Raw genomic sequence first — 18417 nt, forward strand, 5'->3', positions numbered from 1 at the left:
CATAGGCGGCTGAGAAACAACGCTCTTGTTACAAGAGTGCGCCGGGTCCCATCAGTTAGCCGCCGCGTAGGCGGTAGAGGAGAAAAAGGTGTTTCCGTGTGCAACGGCTCCACCCTATCTCCTTGTCAGGGACCCGGCGTGAGCCGCCGCATAGGCGGCTGAGAAACAACGCTCTTGTTACAAGGGTGCGCCGGGTCCCACCAGTTAGCCGCCGCGTAGGCGGTAGAGGAGAAAAAGGTGTTTCCGTGTGCAACGGCGCCAACCTATCTCCTTACCAGGGACCCGGTGTGAGCCGCCGCGTAGGCGGCTGAGAAACAACGCTCTTGATACAAGAGTGCGCCGGGTCCCATCAGTTAGCCGCCGAGTAGGCGGTAGAGGGACCTGGATCTCCGGCCCGAACTCTGTGATCCTTGCGTTGAAGATGCGGATATCGCCCCGGTGGAAGATCGCAGGTCCCCAAGGAAAAACCTTCGGAGACGGCAGTCAGATTGCCAATCTCTCAGGTCTCAACCGCTCCGATTCAGTTCTTCATGGAATCACCCGGTAGCTGCTGATCGCGACTAACGGTCGATGCTGGCTATTGCTTCTCTCCGGGCGACGCGGGCAGAGGCTCAAGACCGAGAAACTTCCGATCTGTCGGTCGATTGATGTGTTTGTCGATGAACCGTTCCAACCTCTTGCGATCCTCCGGGCTGGCCTTGGCCATCGCCGCCAGAAACGCACCACCGTGGATGTATTTACGCCGATCGTCTTCCTTGCGCTGACGCTTCTTCTCCTCGCCCTCCGCAGATTTCAAGCGCGCCTGCGCCTGCTCCAGTTTTTCCCTGAGCATCTCTACCCGTTTGCTGCGATCTGTCATGGGAACACCTCCTGATTTCTCATCTCCGAAAGGGAGATGTTGCCCGGCCTTGCTTCGCGCACCCAAAAATCGGAACGACGACGCGGGAACAGCTGTGCACGGCACCCGTCCCCGCCGCCGAGAGGCAAGGGCGCAGTTACGCAAAGTTGAAACTTTGCCGCGCGCTGCCGCGAGCATTGAGGAGCGGATACCCGCCCCGAGCACGATTTCATTTCTATGAAACACTTGCGCCCACATCCAGCCAGCCATTGCCCACTCCTGGTCATTTCCCGGTCGGACGGACGGTCATCCGTCGCCGCGGCCGCTTACGCCTCTCGGAGCCGGATGACCGATCATCGGACTGGTCTGATTTTCAACTATCGCAATGTTCCGGGTCTCCTGCACGAGGGCCTCGTGGGCTGGAAATCCTCTGCCGAGGAACTTTGGAACGCCGCCGAGAAATCCGAGGTGCGAAGCAACGCGCGTGTCGCGAGGGAACTGAGGCCGGCCCTGCCCGCTGAGCTGCCGCACAACGAGCAGATCCGTCTGGTTCACGGGTTTGCGTGCTGGCTGCGAGACTCGTTCGGTGTTGCCGTCCATTATGTGACCCACGCCCCCAGATTCTTCGACGAAGAATGGGGGAAGGCGCTCTGGAAAAACCGTGGGACGGAGGTCGGCGAACAGGACTATTTTACCGCTCTAAAAGACCCAACAAAGAGCAATATCAACTTTCATGCGCACATCCGGTTCACGACCCGGGAAGTCGAGCGCGATAGTGGCGTTTTCGGAGAGAAAACGCGTGTGCTCGACGCACGGGACACCGGTGCCGCCTGCGTCCTTCTCATGCGCCAAGAATGGGAAAACCGAACAAACGCCGCGCTCAAACGCTGTGGATCATCCGCTCGTATCGACCTGCGTTCCTATGCCGATCAAGCAGCGGCTGGCGACGCGCCGGAAGGGCTTGAGCCCCAGAGGCACGAGGGACCGAAGACGGCAGCGATCAAAAGAAAACGGCGGCAGGCAAAAGCAGCACCAGCGGGGGCCAGACAACGGGACCGCGCGACCGTGCGCTCAAGGAATGAGGCTCTGTGGCAGGCGTGGGATCTGAAGCGCGCAAGGCAACGGGAAGAAGCTCGGAGATCCGGAGAGTCGCAGCATATCGCGAACAAGCGGGAGGCTGAGCGCCGACAGGAAGCCACGGCTCATGCTGACAGGATCCGTTCGGCCGATACTGATGAAGCAATAAGGGCCGCGGTCGAACAGTCACACTCCGTCGAGAGCACTCGAGCTGGATGCGGCTGGGCCCAGGCTATCAGCGACGCAATGGCCGGACGCGGTCCCTTCGCCGAAGGTTTCGAGAACGACGAAACGATAGATCCCGAGAACTGCAATCTGCCCCATGCTCCGGAACCCGAACCGATCATGCGGCCGGTCGCGGTGAAGCGCCGCTCTCCGCGGCAGCGCACACGGGGATAGAGGCGCGGCACAGGCGACGGTTTGTTGCTGAGGCACTCCGCATTTCTCCTACCGACTGTATGCCCGCCCGCCTCCAATAGCGCCGAAACGAGGTTAAGCGGCGATCCTGCTGCACTTCCACCGAGAGGGATATCTGCACCGGCTGCACGCGCGTTGTGACGCGCATCCGGTGGCCGATACCCGAGAGAGGCAATGTTGGACCGCGTCGATCATCGAAGCCAGGAGATATTGATGTTCGATCACACAATCCATGTCGCAGCCAACTGGGCCGAATATGTCGAGCCAGGTCATGTCGTGCTGTTTCGCTTCCCCGTTCGCTATCCGCAAACGAAAGACGGATTGCCGACGGCCCGCCCCTGCCTCGTGCTCGAAGTCGATGGCGAAGGAGCTTCCCGCAAACTCGTGCTTGCCTATGGGACAACTGCGACATCGATTTCACACACCGGCTACGACATTCGCCTCACACGCTTGTCCGACCTAAAAAGTGCAGGTTTGAAACGGCCCACTCGCTTCATCGGCGCTCGTCTGTTGTCGGTCAGTCCGAACCATGATGGCTTCCCCATTGGAATGACCGGCACACCGGTCACAGGTCGTCTGGCAGATGCCCCTTGGGAAAGGATGCAATGGGTGCGCGCGCGTCTCCATGCCGAGCACGGTATAGCCGTCGAGCACCAGAGGGAACGCAGCTCAACCTCCGTCGCCGTTGAGCATCGCATGCGGCGAACGATGAAATCGGGACGCCAATCGGCAGTCTAACCACCGGCAGTATGACCGGCCCCTCCATGGTGAGGGCCGGTCGCACTCCGGCTCGCAGACTTGGAGAGAAACATGTTTCCGAAACCCACCACATACGCCAACGGCAACAACCATCGCATGGTGCATTTCTTCGATCAGAAAATGCATGGAGATTTCGAGAGGATGGAGGACATCCTCGCTGACGCGTCACGCCATACCCGAGCGGCGTGCGAAGAGATCAGCCAGCTTCCCTACGAGGCGTGCAAACCACTCCAGCGGTGGTCTGGCGATCTCGACAAGCATCTCGAACAAAACTCACTGCTCACTGAGGATTTCCGCCACGCTACTCGTTCGGCGCTTCGCGAAATGGCGAAGCTGGAGCCGGAGCTGGCCCCCGGTCTGATAGACGATGCCATGCGATTTTTGCGCGATGCTCTGGAGGCGTCCTACCGGGTCTGCGACTTGCTCGCAGCGGAGCAAGCCATCGCCAAGCACCGGGGAAACCGTAACTGACGCCGAGATCGCCGGGGCTGGATCCCCCGGCGCCAGGGCGCGCTGGCCCCACTCACCTTTCTTTTGCTCAAGTTGGCGCGCCCGTCCTGACACCACCGCCTTTACCGGCAATGAATACCAGGAAGTGATCATCGTTCCCGGAAAGACCGATCACAGGTCAGAACGAACTGTTTCCTATACAGATGTTTATCCCGCGAAATCTGTCGGCTACTTTCAACCTCAGCACGAACGGAGCCACTTCATGTAGCGAACACCTTCCATGCCCTCGAAACCAGCCGCATCCCTGCGGTGGTCGGGCATGGAGTGCTATGTCGAAAAAGACAACCGCGCGGGCCGCGGCGAACGCAAGAGCCCAAGTCTCCCTGACCTCCTCGACCGCGCGGATCGAACAGGTCAGAACTACCCTCTGTCAGGCAGCGAGGCTGATCACCCAGGGCGAAACCTGGATGCTCCCATACCTGAAAAGGCTCAAGGCCGAACTTGATCGGCTCGAAGACGACCAAGACCTTCTCCTTCAAGCCCAAGAAATCGCCAACGCCGCCCCTCGCAGGGCGGCGTAATGCTTTCACATCTACCGGAAACGGAGTGATCAGCGCGTGCAGCTTAACATGGCGTGCATGTCGTATGGTGCTATCGTCGAGAGAGATATGTCCGACAACACAGAAAACACTGAAAAAAAGGCTGCTATGTCACACTATGCGGTCATCGACTTCGAAGCCAGCAGCCTTTCGTCTGACAGCTGGCCGATCGAGATCGGTTTGTCATGGCTCGACGAAGGTCAGGTTAGGACCTGGTCATCTCTTATGCGGCCATCCAGATCATGGAACCTCGATGACTGGTCTGATGAGAGCGCAGCAGTTCACCGGATCCCCATAGAAATCGTCCACGCTGCGCCATGCGTCGATGTAGTCGCGGCCCGTTTCTTCGAAGTCCTCGGAACGCGCCAGTTGGTCTCCGACGCGCCGGTCTTTGAAACACACTGGTTAACGAGAATGACCGAGGCCGCTGACCAGCCGGCCAAAGGACCGGTGCTCGATTTCCACCGGGTTTCATTCGCGAACTTCAGCGGCCTTGCCCTCGATTTGCTATACGAAACGATCGAGAGAAAGGTTGTGCCGCATCGAGCTGGCCCCGACAGCGCCCGATTGGTTGCTGGTTGGCGCAGAGCCCTTGCGCATCATGAGGACCACCTCTCGTAGATTTTGCCGCAGCACCCGGTTTTGCCACGATCATGCGAGATGATCGGGCACCGGCAAGGACAGCTGCTGGGCAATCTCGTGCCGCTTTTCGAGCGTCACATCGTCACCGTAGACCGGCCGCCCCCGGATCTTTTTGATGCTGTGGCCCATCATGTGGCCCTTCTCCGTTTCGCTCACCCGGAACGCCTCCATCCTGCTCTCCCAGGAATGCCGCAGACCTCCGATCGTGTGCTCTGGCGAAGGAAAGAGACCACTTGTCCTAAGACGGCCATTCACATTGCCGGAATACCCACCCCTACCGCGATACCTGGGGAACCCATCCGGGTTTCGCCGTGCCGCCGCCAAGGCGACGCCCACCAATGGCACCTGACGCTTCGACGCATGGTTCTTGATTTCGCGCCGGTGCTCGCCGCCGCTATTCGCGACGAGGATGTGGGGAATGGCTGCATCCAGCACGATCGCCTCAGGCGGGAGATCGTGGATTTCAGATTGTCGACACCCAGTCTCAATGGAGATCAGAAGGATGTCCCGCGCTTCGGCATTGAGATTGTCGAACGCCCCAGGTGCGAACCATTTCTCGACGATCCAGTCGGTCGGAATCTCCAGCTTCCGGTTTTCATCATTGTGCCGATCACGCAGACTGACCCTCCGATACGGCTCGGGAGGGTTCGGTCGCGCGATGTTCTCGTAGTAACGCCTAAGCATTCCTGCGAGGTTGGCGAACTCTTTGTTTGCGCTCTCAATCGCGAGGCCTTCGGCAGCCACCCTGCGCTTCCACCACGCTCGATGCCGTAGCGCGACCGCATGGTCGATATCCTCCACGAGGATGTCGGCACCGTCCAACGCCGCCCGTAGGTTGCTGGCAGCCCGGATTTTCGCATTGCGCCAGACCCGCATCTGGTTGGGATTTTTGAACCGATTGTCGAATGCAGCAAGCTGCTCATCAGCAGCCGCGAACTGGGATAGTCGCAGGCCCGTCTGCTCCACGCCGCCAAGCAAGGCCGTCGCGACCTTTGGATCGCTTCCATGCCTTTCCACGGCGGCGAACCGACCCAACAACTCATCCAGAGGCGCTGTCACGAGATCCGCGACCGGGCGATAGGGAAATCCTTCATTGGCCGCGATATGCGATGCAGCGGCCAGTTGATCTACGGTGCCTGACATTTCCGGTGTGAGTGCCCGCATCGCTTCAAGATCCTTGAGAATCTGAGCTTCAGCAGCGGGCAGAAGCTCGCGCGCGCGTCGCTCGCTGTCCGTTCGTAGACTGCGATGAATCTCACTGCGACCGGCGACATCGAGATATCTCCGCGGCACCCGCATCCGGAGATGCCAGATGCCGTTTCGCTTGTGCAATCCCGCCATGATTTCCCCCGTATCCGAGCCGGACCCGATTCCACAGATTCAGCCGGGTTTGCTCCACATTTTGCTACACAATGCCCGGCATGTCTCGCATCGTGATGTGTCGCAACTATCTTGAAATCATGGCTTTTTCAGGATGCAGATTGTCGCATTCGAATCCCTGTCTCTCCGCCACTTTTCCTTGATTTCACTGCGAAATCTGGAAAAGTGACAACCACACCAACGCTCTGATGAATTTTCAGCTTTTCGTCAGCCGGTATGTTCGTCGGTTTGAAGACGCAAACCTTGCTTTGGCCTCCTGCTTCATTCTGCTTTTCGGTTGGTCGCAGAAGTTCGCAAACACCGCTGTAATCCGACGCCAAAGGTCCACGACCCGAGGCCCCCGGCAACCAGTCACAAACGACTCTACCGGAAATCCATCGGCAGGCTGAAACTGCGGGGGGCGCCGCCCAGTTCACGGGGCGCGCGTGGCATGCGACCGGCAGAGCGGATCGCCTGCACCGCCGCACGGTCCAATGCGCCAAGGCCGGAGGATCGGCTGATGCCCGCCGCCGTGACCTGTCCAGACGGCGACACGGTAAGCGACACGACCACACGCCCGCCACGGCCACCGGGATGGCGCTTGCGGCTTTCGATACGGGCGCGGATCTTGGCCCCCCAGACCGAGATCAGACGTTGCTGCTGGGCACGGCTCAGGCTGCGCGCACCGGATGCCGTGGCATTACCGGCCTGTGCCGCCCCGCCCGTCCCGGCAGAGCGTTGCGCGTTCCGGTTCGTGTCGCCCTGCCCCTGGTTGCGCGTCTCGGCCTGACGCGGTTCGGGACGCCGCTGCGGTTCGGGGCGCGTCGCCTGCTGGACAGGAGCGGGCCGCTCCACGCGTTCGGGGCGCTGCGGCGGCGGACGCAGGCTGGTGCGCGGGATCGTTTCGGACGACGCCTGCTCCTGCGGTTCAGGCTCCGGCTGCGGCTCTGGCGGCGTCGTGTCAATCTGGGGCAGCGCGGCCATGCGTTGCGGCGCCTGTCGCTGCGGCGGCTCTGGCCGGTCGGGCGTGGTGTCGCGGGTGGGCTGCGGCAGGTCCGGCGCGGCATCGGGCGTCGCGGTTTCCGCGCGTTCCGGCGCGATGGCCTCCGCCTCGGGTTCGGGCGGCAGTGGCGTTTCGGTGTCAAAGCTCGGCAGGGCCACCTGCCCGTCCATCATCGCAGGACGATCCGGCAAGGCCTGCGGCACGGCACGATCGACCTGCGGCGCCGGCGGCGGCGGGGCGATATCGGGCTGGGCCACGGGTTGCGGCGCTTCGGTGACAGGCGCGATCTCGGGCGGGCGCTCCCACTCCTCGACCATGGCGGCCAGCTCTGCAGAGGCGGCGGTCATGGTGACGGAATTCTCACCGCCCTGCCCGCCTGTCTCCTGCCCGCCATCCTCCTGCGGCCATTGCGCAAAGAACAGGACGTGCAGACCGGCGGCCAGTGCCACGAATACCGGGAAATCAACCTTCATTGCGGCACCGTCACCAATTCGACCGATCCCACGCCGCGCCCGGCCAGTTCCGCCAGGACCCGCGCCACGACCGACGCCTCGACCCCGGCATCGGCGCGCAGACGCGGCGCATCCGCCGCGGCTTCGGCAAAGGCCGTCACGGCCGCCTCGCCCCGCAGATCGCCATAGGCCAGCGTGCCGTCCGACCCGACATAAAGGATTGCCGGCGCCTTGTCGGCGCTCTCGCCCTCCGCCTCGGGCGGCGTGACCTCGACCGGTTCCGGCGGGGCCAGTTCGGATGTCATCAGGAAGAAGATGAGCAACAGGAAGACCACGTTGATCATCGGCACGACGGATTCGGTCGCGCGGCGTTTCACGGGGGTGGCAAAATCCATCATTCCACCAGAACCAGGGCCGAGAAGCCTTCGGCGCGCAGCGCTTCGGCCACGCCCAGCACACGTTGCAGATCGGCGGCATCGCGGCCGCGCAGGATGATCGCATTATCGGGGCCCGACATCATGCCTCGCAGCGCGTCCGGCAACGCCCTCAGATCCGTATCGATCCCGTTCAGGCGCAGCGCCTCGGGCGCGATATCGACCAGACGCGGCGGCCCTGAATATCCCGCACCGGCCCCGCCAAGCGGCATGGGCATCACGGTTTCGATCCCGAAACGCGAGGCCAGCATGAAGAAGACCAGCAGCAGAAAGACCACGTCGATCAACGGGGTCAGACTGGGCCGCCTGCGCGGCCGGGACTGCGCGAACAGCATCATTATTCGGCGGCCACGCGGGCCTGTGCCTCCTGCGTCGCGCCCGACGCCGGGGTCACGAAGATGCGGGCGGCGATGTCTTCCATGTCCGCACGCACCGACTCGATCACCGATTCAAACCAGGTCAGCGCGGCCGAGGCGGGGATTGCCACCGCCATGCCTGCCGCCGTGGTCAGCAGCGCCTCCCAGATGCCGCCGGCCAGCATGGCCGGGTCGGCGCGGCTGCCCGCCTCCTGCAACGCCTGGAAGGCCGAGATCATGCCAAGCACCGTGCCCAGAAGGCCCAGCAGCGGCGCGATGGTCGCAATCAGTTCAAGCGCGCGAAGGCCTGCGGATTGGTCGGCCATCTGGCGTTTCGCGACCCGCACGGTTTCCTCGCGGGCCAGGTCGTCCGACATATTGTGACGCGCTAGCATGGCCGCATGGGTCAGCTTGCTGCGCAGACCCTTGCGGCTGCCGACGATCGCCACCGCTTCGCTTTCGCGGCCCGCTTCCCATAGCTCTACCGCGCGGAACGAGGCCTTGCGCGACCAGGCACCGGCGCGGAACAGGCGCCACAGCTTCCACAGGATCAGCGCGGCGGTCAGAACCGAAAGCGCGGCGATCACCCAGATCGCAGGCCCGCCATCCACCAGGAACCGCAGCGCCTGATCCAGGGCAGAGCCCGGCGCGACACCGTCGATCACCGGCGTGACCTCGGGCGTTTCGACGGCAGGCACGGTTTCAACAGACGGTGCCGTATCGACGGATGGCGCCGCATCGACCGAACCGCCCGCCTCGCCCGCCGGGGCAGTTTCAACCGGATCGGTCACCGGCGCCGCCTCAGGGGCGACGTCGGGCGATGGCGTCCCGCTCTCCTGCGCGACGACCGCGCCCGGCAGGGACAGGAGAAGAACAGGGGAAACGGAACGCATCATTTTCATGGCTCAGAACTTCGTGCTGACGGTGAGGGCAATGGTCCGGCCGGGTTCGGTCAACGGCACCACGCGGGCAAAGTCGATGCCGTCCGACGACCGGTTCGAATAGGTCTCGTTGAAGACGTTGCGCACATCCAGCCGGACTTCGATATTGTCGTAGCCGCGCGGGGTGTAGGTGCCGAAGACGTTGAAGACCTCGTATCCGGGCAGCTGCGTGCCGCCGTTATTTTGGTCCAGAACGATTTCCGCGGTACCACCCAGGGTGATCTCGGGCGTCACGTCATAGGCGGCGGACAGGCCGAAGATATGGCCCGCCGGACGACCCCAGTAGTAATCGGTCGACCCGATGGCCTGGCCGTCCTTGCGCACGTCGGCATAGGTGTAGTTCGCCTGGAAGTACCCCATGGCCGCGTCATAACGCAGCGAGGCATCGACCCCCTTGGTCGTGAGCGTCGGATAGAAATCCCCCGGTCCGCCATTGCGGCTGCCGTCGAAGAGGTAGGGCGCATCCTTGATCTCGGTGTAGAAGACGGCCGCGTCGGCGGTCCAGCCACCGGTCTGGTAGCGCAGACCGATCCGCGCATTGTTCGCGCGCGAGGCCCGCATCACCCCGTAGGTCCAGGGTCTCGGAGCCCCGCGGGAGGAGTTGATCAGCGCAGCTTCGCTCAGCTCGTAGCCGCCCCAGACAGAGGCCGCGCCGATGTTCAGCGACAGCGCCTCGGTCAGCATGATGTCGGCAGCGGCATTGACGCTGACGCCTGCCTCTTCATGGGTCGAGCCATCCGCCAGTTCGAATTTCTGCATGTCGGCGCGCATACCGTAGGACAGCGACACCCGGTCGCTCAGATCCTGGCGCATCTGGGCAAAGACGCCCACGTTGTTCAGGGTTTCCTTCGCGCCCGGCGCATTGCCGGCGCCCGTGCCCTCTGCGGTGTCGTGGAAGAAATCCGCGCCCGCAGTCAGCACGCCGTTGCCCAGGGTGAACTCGTTCTTGAACGTCCCGCTGAGGCTGGTGTTCTTGCCCTGCGCCTGGCCCGCATCCACCAGCTGTTCGTTATAGGCCAGCTGGATGATCGGCGCCCAGGCCCCCTGCGGCGCCTCGTCGGTATAGGTGAAGGTGTAGGATTTCCGCTCTGCCACGGCCTGTTGCAACGTCGTCGGACGCCCCACGACAGCGGCAAAGTCGGGCCGGGCAAAGCCGCCCTGGAACGCGCGTTGGCCCGCATCGCGGGTATGGTCGGCCGAGAATTCCAGCCGCTTGCCGTCTTCGGTGGTGAAGGCCAGCTTTGCGACATAGTTCGACACATCCGCGCCGGTGCCGATCACCGTATTGCCCGAACCGTCGGTGTAATCGTCGCCCTTGGTGCGGGTGCCGCTCAGCAGGTATTCGAACCCGCCCTCGCGCCCGAAGATCGTCAGGCTGGACCGCAGCGTATCGCCGTTGCCCGAAAATCCGACACTCGCCTGACCGCCGAAATTATCCCCGATTTCAAGCAGATCGCGGGCATCCTTCGTCTCATACGCGACCGAGCCGCCCAAGGCGCCCGGCCCCTGATCGGCGGGTGCGAGACCCGAAGACACCTCGACCTGCTTCAGAAGCGCCGGGTCGATCAGCACGTTGCCGGTATGGTGGAAGGCCGACTTGTTCTGCCGTGCCCCGTCGATGGTGATGGAGAGCAGGCTTTCCTCGATCCCGTGCACAAAGACCTTCTGCGCGATCGAGGCCCCGCCGCTCGCGGTGATCTCCGACTCGCCTTCGAACACGTCCGCCATGCTGGCCGGGTTGCGCTGTTCCAGGTCTTCCTGGGTGACCGTGGTGTTCCCCAACACCTGCTGCGCTGCTTCGGATTCGACGCGGATCGCGTCCAGTTCGATCACTTCCTGCGCCTGCAATTGTGCCATCGGCACCAAGATTGCCGCGCTGGCCAACAGCCATGCCTTACCCTTCAAGGTCATCGTCACGTGTCCCGTTATTCGTTTGTGATGGAGTGCTTGCGGAACGCGGGCAGGCCGACGTCTGGCTGGCTTTGGGTGAGCGGATATTTTTTCCTAGTATTTTTGTCAACAACTGGCGGCGATTATTTCATACGATCACGACCGGCCGCCCATCGACCATGCGCACCCCCGCTTGGGTGCCGAAAACCTCACCGATCATGGTGTCGGTGATGACATCCCCGGGCGTTCCCTGCGCCGCGATCCGCCCGTCCTTCATCACGACCAGTCGGTCGGCAAAGGCGGCAGCGTAGTTGATATCGTGCAGCACGATGACGATCGTGCGCCCCTCCTCGTCCGCCAGCTCCCGCATCAGGCGCATCAGGTCCCGCGCGGCGGCGATGTCGAGGTTGTTCAAAGGCTCGTCCAACAGCAGGTACGGCGTGTCCTGCGCATAGGCCAACGCGGCAAAGGCGCGCTGTTTCTGCCCGCCCGAGATCTCGTCGAGGAACCGCTCGCGCAGCGGGTCGAGGCTGAACCGTTCCAGTGCCCGGTCGACAATCGCATGATCCGCCTTGCCCGGCCGCCCCCGGTGCCAGGGATAACGGCCAAAGCTCACCAGGTCGGCGACGCGCAGCCGGGCGCTGACCCTTGTTTCCTGCGGCATCACCGCCAGCACGCGGGCCAGGTCCTGGTCGCTCACCTGCCCCACGGCGTGCCCCGCCACGCGGATATGGCCCGACTGGATCTTGCGCAGCCGTGCGACCAGCGACAGCAACGTCGACTTGCCCGCGCCGTTGGGCCCGATCAGCGCGGTCATCCCGCCTTCGGGGATCACAAGGTCGACCCCGTTCAGGATAGGTGCCTTGCCGATGGAATGATGCAGGGCCTCGATCTCGATCATGCCGCACGCCTTTTTATCAGAAGGATCAGGAAGACCGCGCCGCCGATCAGCTCGATCACAACGGTCAGGGGGGTCTGGAAGCCCAGCAGCCGCTCCATGACCAATTGTCCGCCCACCAGGATCACGGCCCCGATCAGCGCCGCCGAGGGAATCAGCACTGCGTGACGATGCGAGGGCGTGACGATATGGGCAAAGGCCGTGACGATCAGGCCGAAAAAGCTCGACGGTCCGAACCCGCCCGAGGCCAGCGGCCCGACCAGCGCCGTCGCCGCCGCCACCAGCACGCAGATCAGGATCAGCGCCTGCCGCTGCAACCGCGCCGGCGGTTCGCCCAGGCCTGTCGCGGCCGCGTCGCCCAGGGCCAGCACGTCCATACGGTGCCGAAGGCGCCAGGCCAGCACCAGCGCCACGGCGATCGCGACAAAGGACAGCGCCAGCAGCGTCCCGTCGATCTGCGTGAACCGGGCAAAGGACAGTGACTGCACCATCTGGAACTCGCTCGGGTCGATCATCCGTTGCAGGAATTCCGTCAGCGCCCGGATCAGCAGGCCCAGCACGATGCCGCACAGGACCAGCCGAACCATGTCGCCCCCCGCCAGCCGCATCAGCCCCGCGAACAGGACCAGCCCCAGCACCGACATCGCCGCCAGGTTCCCTGCGAACAGCCAGGCCGCACCGATCTGCGCATAGCCGCTCGCCCCCAGCGAATGCACCAGCAGCGTCAAGACCAGTACGTACAGCGCGTCGAACCCCATCAGCGACGGGGTCAGGATGCGGTTTGCCGTGACCGTCTGGAACATCACTGTCGCCACCGACAGCGCCACGCCCACGAGGATCAGCGCCGCCAACTTGGTGGCGCGATAGGGCAGCAGAAAGCTCCACGGCCCCTGCGCCTTCAGCACCATGTAGGCCAGCGCCGACAGAACCAGCACGGCGGCCAGGATCGCCAAGCGCCCGGACATGGAAGACCGGGATATCGAAGGCCTGAACAGCGAAAGACTAGACACGCGCCGCCCCCCGCCGGATCAGCACCAGGAAGATCAGCGCCCCGATCACCGAAATCGTCGTCGCCACCGGCACCTCGTAGGGCGCTCGGATCCAGCGCCCCAGCATGTCGGCCACCAGCACGATCAGCGCCCCGGCCAGCGCCGTCAGCGGCAGGGCCCGGCGCAAATTGTCCCCCGCCATGCGCACCACGAGGTTCGGCACGACCAGCCCGACAAAGGGGATCGCGCCCAGCGTCACCACCACAAGCGCCGTGACCACCGACACCGCCACGATGGCCGCCGCGGTGATGCGACCCACGTTCACGCCCAGCGTGCGCGCCGTATCCTCGCCCAGGCTCAGCAGGGTCAGCCGATCCGCGATCAGGAAGGTCGCGGCCGAGGCGATAGCGGCGATCCACAGCAATTCATACCGCCCGCGCAGCACGCCGGACAATTCGCCCGTCAGCCAGACCCCGAGGAACTGCATCATGTCGCCCTGGTAGGCGACGAAGGTCACCACCGCGCCGATCACGCCGCCATAGACAAGCGCCACCAGCGGCACCAGCAGGGGCTGCGTCGGCGGCAATGGCCGGATCAGCGCCATCAGGCCAAGGCTGCTGACCAAGGCCGCGCCAGAGGACGCGACCATCTTGGCCCAGATCGGCGCGCCGGGCACCAGCAGCGTGATCACCAGGATGCCAAGCGCCGCGCTCTGCCCCGCGCCCGCCGTCATCGGCTCCACGAAGCGGTTGCGTGCCAGCAGTTGCATGATCTGTCCGGTGATCGCCAGCCCCGCCCCGGCCAGCATCGCGGCCAGGGTGCGCGGCAAACGGCTCTCCCAGATCAGCGCGCGCGCCTCCGCGTCGCGGAAAACGTCACCCGGCGCGACATCCGCCACGCCAAGAAACAGCGAACAGATCGCCATCAGGGCCAACAGGCCCAGCCCGAAAAGGCGCATTCCTTCGCCCCTTCACATCGCGTTCAGGGCAGCGGCGACCTCGTCCAGCGTCCGGTTCAGGGACCCGACCCCGCCCGTCGCGATATACAGCTCGGCCGAGGACAGGTAGATGATCCGCCCCGCCTGCGCGGCCTCGGTGCCCGCGATCAGGCTGTTGTCCAGCGTGGCCTGCGCCGATTGCGTGCCGTCCCCGATCGCCGCGCCGCGGTCCACGACCAGCAGCGTGCCGGGATCGGCCTCGGCCACGTATTCAAAGGACACGGCCTCGCCATGGCGGTTCTCGGTGATGCCCTCGACCGCGGGGGTGAACCCCAGCTCCGTATGCAGCCAGCCAAAGCGGCTGCCGGGGCCGAAGACCGACATTTTCGGCCCGTTTGTCATCAGGATCAGCGCGGTGCCGCCCTGGGCCTCCACCGCCTCGCGCAGTTCCGCCCGCTTGGCCTCGAGCCCCGAGGCGATCTCTGCGGCGGCGTCTTCGCGGTCCAGCATCCGGCCGAACCCTTCCAGCCTTGCCAGCCCGTCCGACATCGCGTCAGTGCCCACGCTCATATCCGCCACCGGGGCGATATGGCTCAGCGGGTCGGCCATGGCGACGGCGCGCGGGCCGACCACGATCAGGTCGGGCGCCAGTGCGGCGATTGCCTCGAAATCGGGCTCGAAGAAGGACCCGACGGTCGGCACCTCGGACAGCGCCTCGGGCAGGTAATCGACATAGAGCGGCGTGATCACCCCGACCGGCGTGACGCCAAGCGCCGACATCGTGTCCAGCGCCGAAATATCCAGCACCACGATCCGCTCCGGCGCCGCGGGGAGCGTCATTTCTCCGGTCGCGGTTTCGAAGGTCACGGGGTCGGCAAGAACGGCAAATGCAGAGCTGGCAAGAACGGCGACTGCGGACAGGACGCGGCTGGCATAGCGCATGGCTGTATTACTCCTCGGAGGGGATCGAATGTGCTGGCTTGCGACGCGACGCTGGCTGTTGACACGGTTCTAAGGGCTTGGCAAATCAGGGTCAACGAAATACCTTACAAAAAGAATCGAGAAATGAGAGTCGCACCATGAAGACGGCAAATGCCCGATATGAAACGGAAAATGCTTCACGCTACCTCCAGCAATTGTGCAAGCATTTCGCGCATAAAGTGAAGGTCGAATACGATTCGCATAGCGGCCATGCAGAGCTGCCCCCGGGTCCCGCACGGCTCAAGGCCGATGAAAACGCCCTCGATATCGAGGTCACCGGCCCCGATGACGAAGGCCTGACCCGCGCCAAATTCATCATCGAGGATCACCTCAAACGCTTTGCCCACCGGGAACAACCGGATGCGCTGACATGGACGGCGTGAACATGACAGGGGACAGCGGACAAGCCTCTGACGACAAACCCCGCTACTCGGCACGGGAGCTGACAGGCTCCGGCCAGACCGCCGAGATCGTGCTGGACGGCCAGATCTACACGCTGCGGATCACCCGCTCGGGCAAGCTGATCCTGACCAAGTAGGCACAGCCGTTGGTGCCTGTTATTTCATCCCTGGACCTGGGGCCGCCGACAGCCATGTCGCCGGCCCCTTTTTTGTCCCGGATCGCCCTTGCCTGCGTGAAACTTACGCCGTAATTATACAAAAACTTACGACGTAAGCACATCAGATCAATCATGCCCAGAACACCCCTGTCCCGCGAACGCATCCTGTCCAAGGCCATGGAAATGGCCGATGCCGAGGGGCTGTCGGCCCTGTCGATGCGCAAGGTCGCCGCGCAGCTGGATGTGGAGGCGATGTCGCTCTACAACCACGTGAAAAACAAGGGCGACATGATCGACGGCATCACCGATCTGGTGGCCGGAGAGATCACCCTCCCGACCCCCGATTTCGACTGGAAGGGCGAGATGCGCGCCCGGTCGCAATCTGCTCACCGCGTGCTGATGCGCCACCCCTGGGCCGTATCGGTCTTTGTCGAATCCGGCCTGCCCGGCCCCAACATGATGACCTATCTCGACGCCTCGCTGGGCTGCCTGATGGCCGTCGGTTTCACCCCGGTCCAGGCCGACTTGGCCCGCAACACGATCGACAACCACATCTACGGCTTCACCCGCCAGCAACTGGCCCGCCCGCGCCGCGCCCGCGACTTCAAACGCGTCGCCAAGGCCGAGGCAAAGGCGATCCCCAAGGACAGCTACCCTGCCCTGCACCGCCGCAGCCTCGCACTGGCCGACACCACCGCCGAGGAACGCGAAGATTTCGATTTCGGCCTGACCCTGATCCTCGACGGCCTCGAAGCGCTGCTATGAGCGGCGCGCCCCTCACCTCGATCCGCAATATCGGCCCGGCCATGGCGCAGGAGATGCAGCGCGCCGGTTTCCGTGATGCCGACCACTTGCGCGACCTTGGCGCCGATGCGGCCTATGCGCGGATGATCGACACCGGCACGCGCCCCCATTTCATCGGCTATTACGCCCTTGTCATGGGGCTTCATGGGCGACCCTGGAACGATTGCCAGGGGGATGAAAAGACCCGGTTGCGCGCCAGCTTCGACGCGCTTTGCGCCGCAAGAAAGACCCCCGACAACAGCGCGATAGAGGCAGAGCTCGACAAGCTCGGGCTGGGCCTGCGGCGCTGATCGGGGAACATTTTACCCCCTGTCCCTGTTGACCCCGCAACCGGATCGAAAGGACAGACCATGGATATTCTCCGCATTCTCATCGCCATTTTCATCCCGCCCTTGGGCGTCTTTCTGCAGGTCGGTCTTGGCGGCGCCTTCTGGCTGAACCTGCTGCTGACGATCCTGGGCTACATCCCCGGCATCGTGCACGCCCTCTACATCATCCTGTCGCGCGGGCCCGAACACGCATGACCCTCGATGATCACGCACGATTTGCGCGTCTGGAACGGCTGGAGCGTCTGGCCAACACGATGGACAGCGCGGTCCGGATCCCCGGCACGGGGATCCGGCTTGGCCTCGATTCCATCGTCGGCATCATCCCCGGCATCGGCGACCTGCTGACTGCCGGCCCCTCCGCCTACATCGTGTCCGAGGCGCATAACCTCGGCCTGCCGCGCCGCACGCTGGCGCGGATGGGCCTCAATATCGGGGTCGACTGGCTGATCGGCACCGTGCCGCTGATCGGTGACATCTTCGACATCGGCTGGAAGGCGAACCTGCGCAACGTCGCGCTGATCCGCCAGCATCTCGAACGCGGCACCCTCCCTGCGGACACGAAAAAGGCCGCACCGGGAACGGCGCGGCCTTCGATCGGTTGACGCGGGTTGGCTTAGCCGACCAGCTCGAGGCCCGAGAAGAAGTAGGCGATCTCGACAGCGGCGGTTTCCGGCGCGTCGGAGCCGTGGACGGAGTTTTCGCCAACGGATTCAGCGAATTCGGCGCGGATGGTGCCAGCGGCTGCTTCGGACGGGTTGGTGGCGCCCATCACTTCGCGGTTCTTGGCGATTGCGCCTTCGCCTTCCAGAACCTGCACGACGACCGGCTCGGACGCCATGAATTCGCACAGTTCGTCGTAGAACGGACGCTCGGCATGCACGGCATAGAAGACGCCGGCCTGTGCCTTGGTCAGGTGGATCCGCTTCTGGGCGACGATGCGCAGGCCGGCATCTTCGAACTTGGCGTTGATCTTGCCGGTCAGGTTGCGGCGGGTGGCGTCGGGCTTGATGATGGACAGGGTGCGTTCGGTAGCCATGTGCGTCGTCTCTCTTTCAAAGGCGGAGCCTGCGGGCTCCAGATAAAATCCGCGCCCGCGTATCACGCGGTCGTCACTTTGAAAAGCCACCATTCGATGACAGCCCGCGCCCGCGTGCCGCGCCCCCCGGGGTTGAGCCACGGCGCCATTGACGTTAGAGAACCCCGTCTTGAACCCGGAGTGCAACAGCGTGTTCGCAAAAATCTGGACCGACTACATTGCGCCCCTTCTCGGGCGCCCACCCCGCTTCCAGGCGGCAGCCCTGTGCTATCGTTACGGCGATGCGGGGCTCGAAGTGCTGCTGATCACCTCCCGCACGACCAAGCGCTGGATCCTGCCCAAGGGCTGGCCCAAACCCGGCACGGATGCCGGTGGCACCGCGCTGGAAGAAGCATGGGAAGAGGCCGGGATCAAGCCACGCGGCGGTCGCCCCCGCAAGATCGGCCGCTACCGCTATGACAAGGTGCTGAGCGGTGGCCTGCCGGCCGCGACCGATGTCGATGTCTACGCGATCAACGTCGAAAAGCTCTATGACGACTTCCCCGAGGTCGGCCAACGCGATCGCCGCTGGTTCACCCCGCAGGAGGCGGCAGAGCTGGTCGATGAAGAAACGCTCCGCGATCTGCTGCTGACCCTCCCCGCCGATCTCGCCTGATCGCGCTGCCCG

Annotated in this window: 23 protein-coding genes; 11 read left to right on the forward strand and 12 right to left on the reverse strand. The window is 63.8% G+C overall.

What is annotated here, in order from left to right; all coding sequences use genetic code 11:
• Positions 1-577 precede the first annotated feature (577 nt).
• Positions 578-859: a hypothetical protein gene (locus ATO9_RS07830; RefSeq protein WP_043747438.1), complete on the reverse strand. Its 282-nt coding sequence runs from the start codon at positions 857-859 to the stop codon at positions 578-580.
• A gap of 216 nt (positions 860-1075) precedes the next feature.
• Between ATO9_RS07830 and ATO9_RS07835 the strand changes: the two genes are divergently transcribed.
• The 4 genes from ATO9_RS07835 (at position 1076) to ATO9_RS07850 (ending at position 4761) form a co-directional block, all read left to right on the forward strand.
• Complete coding sequence (locus ATO9_RS07835; protein WP_043747439.1) at positions 1076-2314, forward strand: MobA/MobL family protein; 1239 nt, start codon at positions 1076-1078, stop codon at positions 2312-2314.
• Positions 2315-2545: 231 nt separating this feature from the next.
• Entirely contained in the window at positions 2546-3070 is a 525-nt protein-coding gene (locus ATO9_RS24225; RefSeq protein ID WP_156127821.1) for a hypothetical protein, read from the forward strand.
• A gap of 72 nt (positions 3071-3142) precedes the next feature.
• On the forward strand, positions 3143-3562 hold the full coding sequence (locus ATO9_RS07840) for a hypothetical protein (protein WP_156127822.1): 420 nt from the start codon (positions 3143-3145) through the stop codon (positions 3560-3562).
• Between the two features lie 647 nt (positions 3563-4209).
• Positions 4210-4761: a 3'-5' exonuclease family protein gene (locus ATO9_RS07850; protein WP_162183061.1), complete on the forward strand. Its 552-nt coding sequence runs from the start codon at positions 4210-4212 to the stop codon at positions 4759-4761.
• A gap of 30 nt (positions 4762-4791) precedes the next feature.
• Here the strand turns inward: ATO9_RS07850 and ATO9_RS07855 are convergent, their stop codons facing one another.
• From ATO9_RS07855 to ATO9_RS07900, 10 genes are all read right to left on the reverse strand, one after another.
• A complete protein-coding gene (locus tag ATO9_RS07855; protein WP_043747442.1) occupies positions 4792-6123 on the reverse strand; it encodes a DUF6538 domain-containing protein in 1332 nt (443 codons plus the stop codon).
• Positions 6124-6525: 402 nt separating this feature from the next.
• Entirely contained in the window at positions 6526-7617 is a 1092-nt protein-coding gene (locus ATO9_RS23420; protein ID WP_052418182.1) for a TonB family protein, read from the reverse strand.
• Complete coding sequence (locus ATO9_RS07865) at positions 7614-7994, reverse strand: ExbD/TolR family protein (protein WP_337588274.1); 381 nt, start codon at positions 7992-7994, stop codon at positions 7614-7616. Before ATO9_RS07865 ends, ATO9_RS23420 begins: the two co-directional genes overlap by 4 nt.
• Entirely contained in the window at positions 7991-8368 is a 378-nt protein-coding gene (locus ATO9_RS07870; RefSeq protein ID WP_420329715.1) for an ExbD/TolR family protein, read from the reverse strand. Before ATO9_RS07870 ends, ATO9_RS07865 begins: the two co-directional genes overlap by 4 nt.
• Positions 8368-9288 (reverse strand): MotA/TolQ/ExbB proton channel family protein, encoded by a 921-nt coding sequence (locus ATO9_RS07875; protein WP_043747444.1) that lies wholly within the window; start codon positions 9286-9288, stop codon positions 8368-8370. The genes ATO9_RS07870 and ATO9_RS07875 overlap by 1 nt, the downstream gene beginning before the upstream one ends.
• 3 nt (positions 9289-9291) lie before the next feature.
• Positions 9292-11238, reverse strand: coding sequence for a TonB-dependent receptor domain-containing protein (locus ATO9_RS07880; protein ID WP_043747445.1), 1947 nt, complete (start codon positions 11236-11238; stop codon positions 9292-9294).
• Positions 11239-11365: 127 nt separating this feature from the next.
• Positions 11366-12118: an iron ABC transporter ATP-binding protein gene (locus ATO9_RS07885; RefSeq protein ID WP_043747446.1), complete on the reverse strand. Its 753-nt coding sequence runs from the start codon at positions 12116-12118 to the stop codon at positions 11366-11368.
• On the reverse strand, positions 12115-13080 hold the full coding sequence (locus ATO9_RS07890; protein WP_043747447.1) for an iron chelate uptake ABC transporter family permease subunit: 966 nt from the start codon (positions 13078-13080) through the stop codon (positions 12115-12117). Before ATO9_RS07890 ends, ATO9_RS07885 begins: the two co-directional genes overlap by 4 nt.
• A 37-nt stretch (positions 13081-13117) precedes the next feature.
• Positions 13118-14062, reverse strand: a complete 945-nt coding sequence (locus tag ATO9_RS07895; RefSeq protein WP_043747448.1) for an ABC transporter permease — start codon at positions 14060-14062, stop codon at positions 13118-13120.
• A 12-nt stretch (positions 14063-14074) separates the two neighbouring features.
• Entirely contained in the window at positions 14075-14983 is a 909-nt protein-coding gene (locus ATO9_RS07900; RefSeq protein ID WP_043747449.1) for a siderophore ABC transporter substrate-binding protein, read from the reverse strand.
• A gap of 137 nt (positions 14984-15120) precedes the next feature.
• Between ATO9_RS07900 and ATO9_RS07905 the strand changes: the two genes are divergently transcribed.
• From ATO9_RS07905 to ATO9_RS07925, 6 genes are all read left to right on the forward strand, one after another.
• Complete coding sequence (locus tag ATO9_RS07905; protein WP_043747450.1) at positions 15121-15405, forward strand: DUF2218 domain-containing protein; 285 nt, start codon at positions 15121-15123, stop codon at positions 15403-15405.
• Positions 15406-15407: 2 nt separating this feature from the next.
• A complete protein-coding gene (gene hemP, locus ATO9_RS23860; protein ID WP_081979535.1) occupies positions 15408-15560 on the forward strand; it encodes a hemin uptake protein HemP in 153 nt (50 codons plus the stop codon).
• 153 nt (positions 15561-15713) lie between these two features.
• Positions 15714-16346, forward strand: a complete 633-nt coding sequence (locus ATO9_RS07910) for a TetR/AcrR family transcriptional regulator C-terminal domain-containing protein (protein WP_052418183.1) — start codon at positions 15714-15716, stop codon at positions 16344-16346.
• Positions 16343-16675, forward strand: coding sequence for a TfoX/Sxy family DNA transformation protein (locus ATO9_RS07915; protein WP_043747451.1), 333 nt, complete (start codon positions 16343-16345; stop codon positions 16673-16675). Before ATO9_RS07910 ends, ATO9_RS07915 begins: the two co-directional genes overlap by 4 nt.
• 60 nt (positions 16676-16735) lie before the next feature.
• Positions 16736-16909: a YqaE/Pmp3 family membrane protein gene (locus tag ATO9_RS23865; RefSeq protein WP_043747452.1), complete on the forward strand. Its 174-nt coding sequence runs from the start codon at positions 16736-16738 to the stop codon at positions 16907-16909.
• Positions 16906-17316 carry a DUF4112 domain-containing protein gene (locus ATO9_RS07925; protein ID WP_052418184.1) on the forward strand — a complete coding sequence of 137 codons (411 nt, stop codon included), beginning with the start codon at positions 16906-16908 and terminating at the stop codon, positions 17314-17316. The genes ATO9_RS23865 and ATO9_RS07925 overlap by 4 nt, the downstream gene beginning before the upstream one ends.
• Before the next feature lie 11 nt (positions 17317-17327).
• On the opposite strand, the gene ndk is transcribed toward ATO9_RS07925, so the two are convergent.
• Positions 17328-17750 (reverse strand): nucleoside-diphosphate kinase, encoded by a 423-nt coding sequence (ndk, locus tag ATO9_RS07930; protein ID WP_043747453.1) that lies wholly within the window; start codon positions 17748-17750, stop codon positions 17328-17330.
• Positions 17751-17940: 190 nt separating this feature from the next.
• Here ndk and ATO9_RS07935 point away from each other — a divergent pair, with 190 nt between their 5' ends.
• Positions 17941-18405, forward strand: coding sequence for an NUDIX hydrolase (locus ATO9_RS07935; RefSeq protein ID WP_043748477.1), 465 nt, complete (start codon positions 17941-17943; stop codon positions 18403-18405).
• Positions 18406-18417: the final 12 nt, after the last annotated feature.

It is taken from the genome of Pseudooceanicola atlanticus (assembly GCF_000768315.1).
Classification (GTDB): Bacteria; Pseudomonadota; Alphaproteobacteria; order Rhodobacterales; family Rhodobacteraceae; genus Pseudooceanicola; species Pseudooceanicola atlanticus.

Bases quoted from the DNA above. Each gene is read 5' to 3' on its own strand.
- ATO9_RS07830 (WP_043747438.1), bottom strand. From the start codon at position 859: ATGACAGATCGCAGCAAACGGGTAGAGATGCTCAGGGAAAAACTGGAG.
- ATO9_RS07835 (WP_043747439.1), top strand. From the start codon at position 1,076: ATGAAACACTTGCGCCCACATCCAGCCAGCCATTGCCCACTCCTGGTC.
- ATO9_RS24225 (WP_156127821.1), top strand. From the start codon at position 2,546: ATGTTCGATCACACAATCCATGTCGCAGCCAACTGGGCCGAATATGTC.
- ATO9_RS07840 (WP_156127822.1), top strand. From the start codon at position 3,143: ATGTTTCCGAAACCCACCACATACGCCAACGGCAACAACCATCGCATG.
- ATO9_RS07850 (WP_162183061.1), top strand. From the start codon at position 4,210: ATGTCCGACAACACAGAAAACACTGAAAAAAAGGCTGCTATGTCACAC.
- ATO9_RS07855 (WP_043747442.1), bottom strand. From the start codon at position 6,123: ATGGCGGGATTGCACAAGCGAAACGGCATCTGGCATCTCCGGATGCGG.
- ATO9_RS23420 (WP_052418182.1), bottom strand. From the start codon at position 7,617: ATGAAGGTTGATTTCCCGGTATTCGTGGCACTGGCCGCCGGTCTGCAC.
- ATO9_RS07865 (WP_337588274.1), bottom strand. From the start codon at position 7,994: ATGATGGATTTTGCCACCCCCGTGAAACGCCGCGCGACCGAATCCGTC.
- ATO9_RS07870 (WP_420329715.1), bottom strand. From the start codon at position 8,368: ATGATGCTGTTCGCGCAGTCCCGGCCGCGCAGGCGGCCCAGTCTGACC.
- ATO9_RS07875 (WP_043747444.1), bottom strand. From the start codon at position 9,288: ATGAAAATGATGCGTTCCGTTTCCCCTGTTCTTCTCCTGTCCCTGCCG.
- ATO9_RS07880 (WP_043747445.1), bottom strand. From the start codon at position 11,238: ATGACCTTGAAGGGTAAGGCATGGCTGTTGGCCAGCGCGGCAATCTTG.
- ATO9_RS07885 (WP_043747446.1), bottom strand. From the start codon at position 12,118: ATGATCGAGATCGAGGCCCTGCATCATTCCATCGGCAAGGCACCTATC.
- ATO9_RS07890 (WP_043747447.1), bottom strand. From the start codon at position 13,080: ATGTCCGGGCGCTTGGCGATCCTGGCCGCCGTGCTGGTTCTGTCGGCG.
- ATO9_RS07895 (WP_043747448.1), bottom strand. From the start codon at position 14,062: ATGCGCCTTTTCGGGCTGGGCCTGTTGGCCCTGATGGCGATCTGTTCG.
- ATO9_RS07900 (WP_043747449.1), bottom strand. From the start codon at position 14,983: ATGCGCTATGCCAGCCGCGTCCTGTCCGCAGTCGCCGTTCTTGCCAGC.
- ATO9_RS07905 (WP_043747450.1), top strand. From the start codon at position 15,121: ATGAAGACGGCAAATGCCCGATATGAAACGGAAAATGCTTCACGCTAC.
- hemP (WP_081979535.1), top strand. From the start codon at position 15,408: ATGACAGGGGACAGCGGACAAGCCTCTGACGACAAACCCCGCTACTCG.
- ATO9_RS07910 (WP_052418183.1), top strand. From the start codon at position 15,714: ATGCCCAGAACACCCCTGTCCCGCGAACGCATCCTGTCCAAGGCCATG.
- ATO9_RS07915 (WP_043747451.1), top strand. From the start codon at position 16,343: ATGAGCGGCGCGCCCCTCACCTCGATCCGCAATATCGGCCCGGCCATG.
- ATO9_RS23865 (WP_043747452.1), top strand. From the start codon at position 16,736: ATGGATATTCTCCGCATTCTCATCGCCATTTTCATCCCGCCCTTGGGC.
- ATO9_RS07925 (WP_052418184.1), top strand. From the start codon at position 16,906: ATGACCCTCGATGATCACGCACGATTTGCGCGTCTGGAACGGCTGGAG.
- ndk (WP_043747453.1), bottom strand. From the start codon at position 17,750: ATGGCTACCGAACGCACCCTGTCCATCATCAAGCCCGACGCCACCCGC.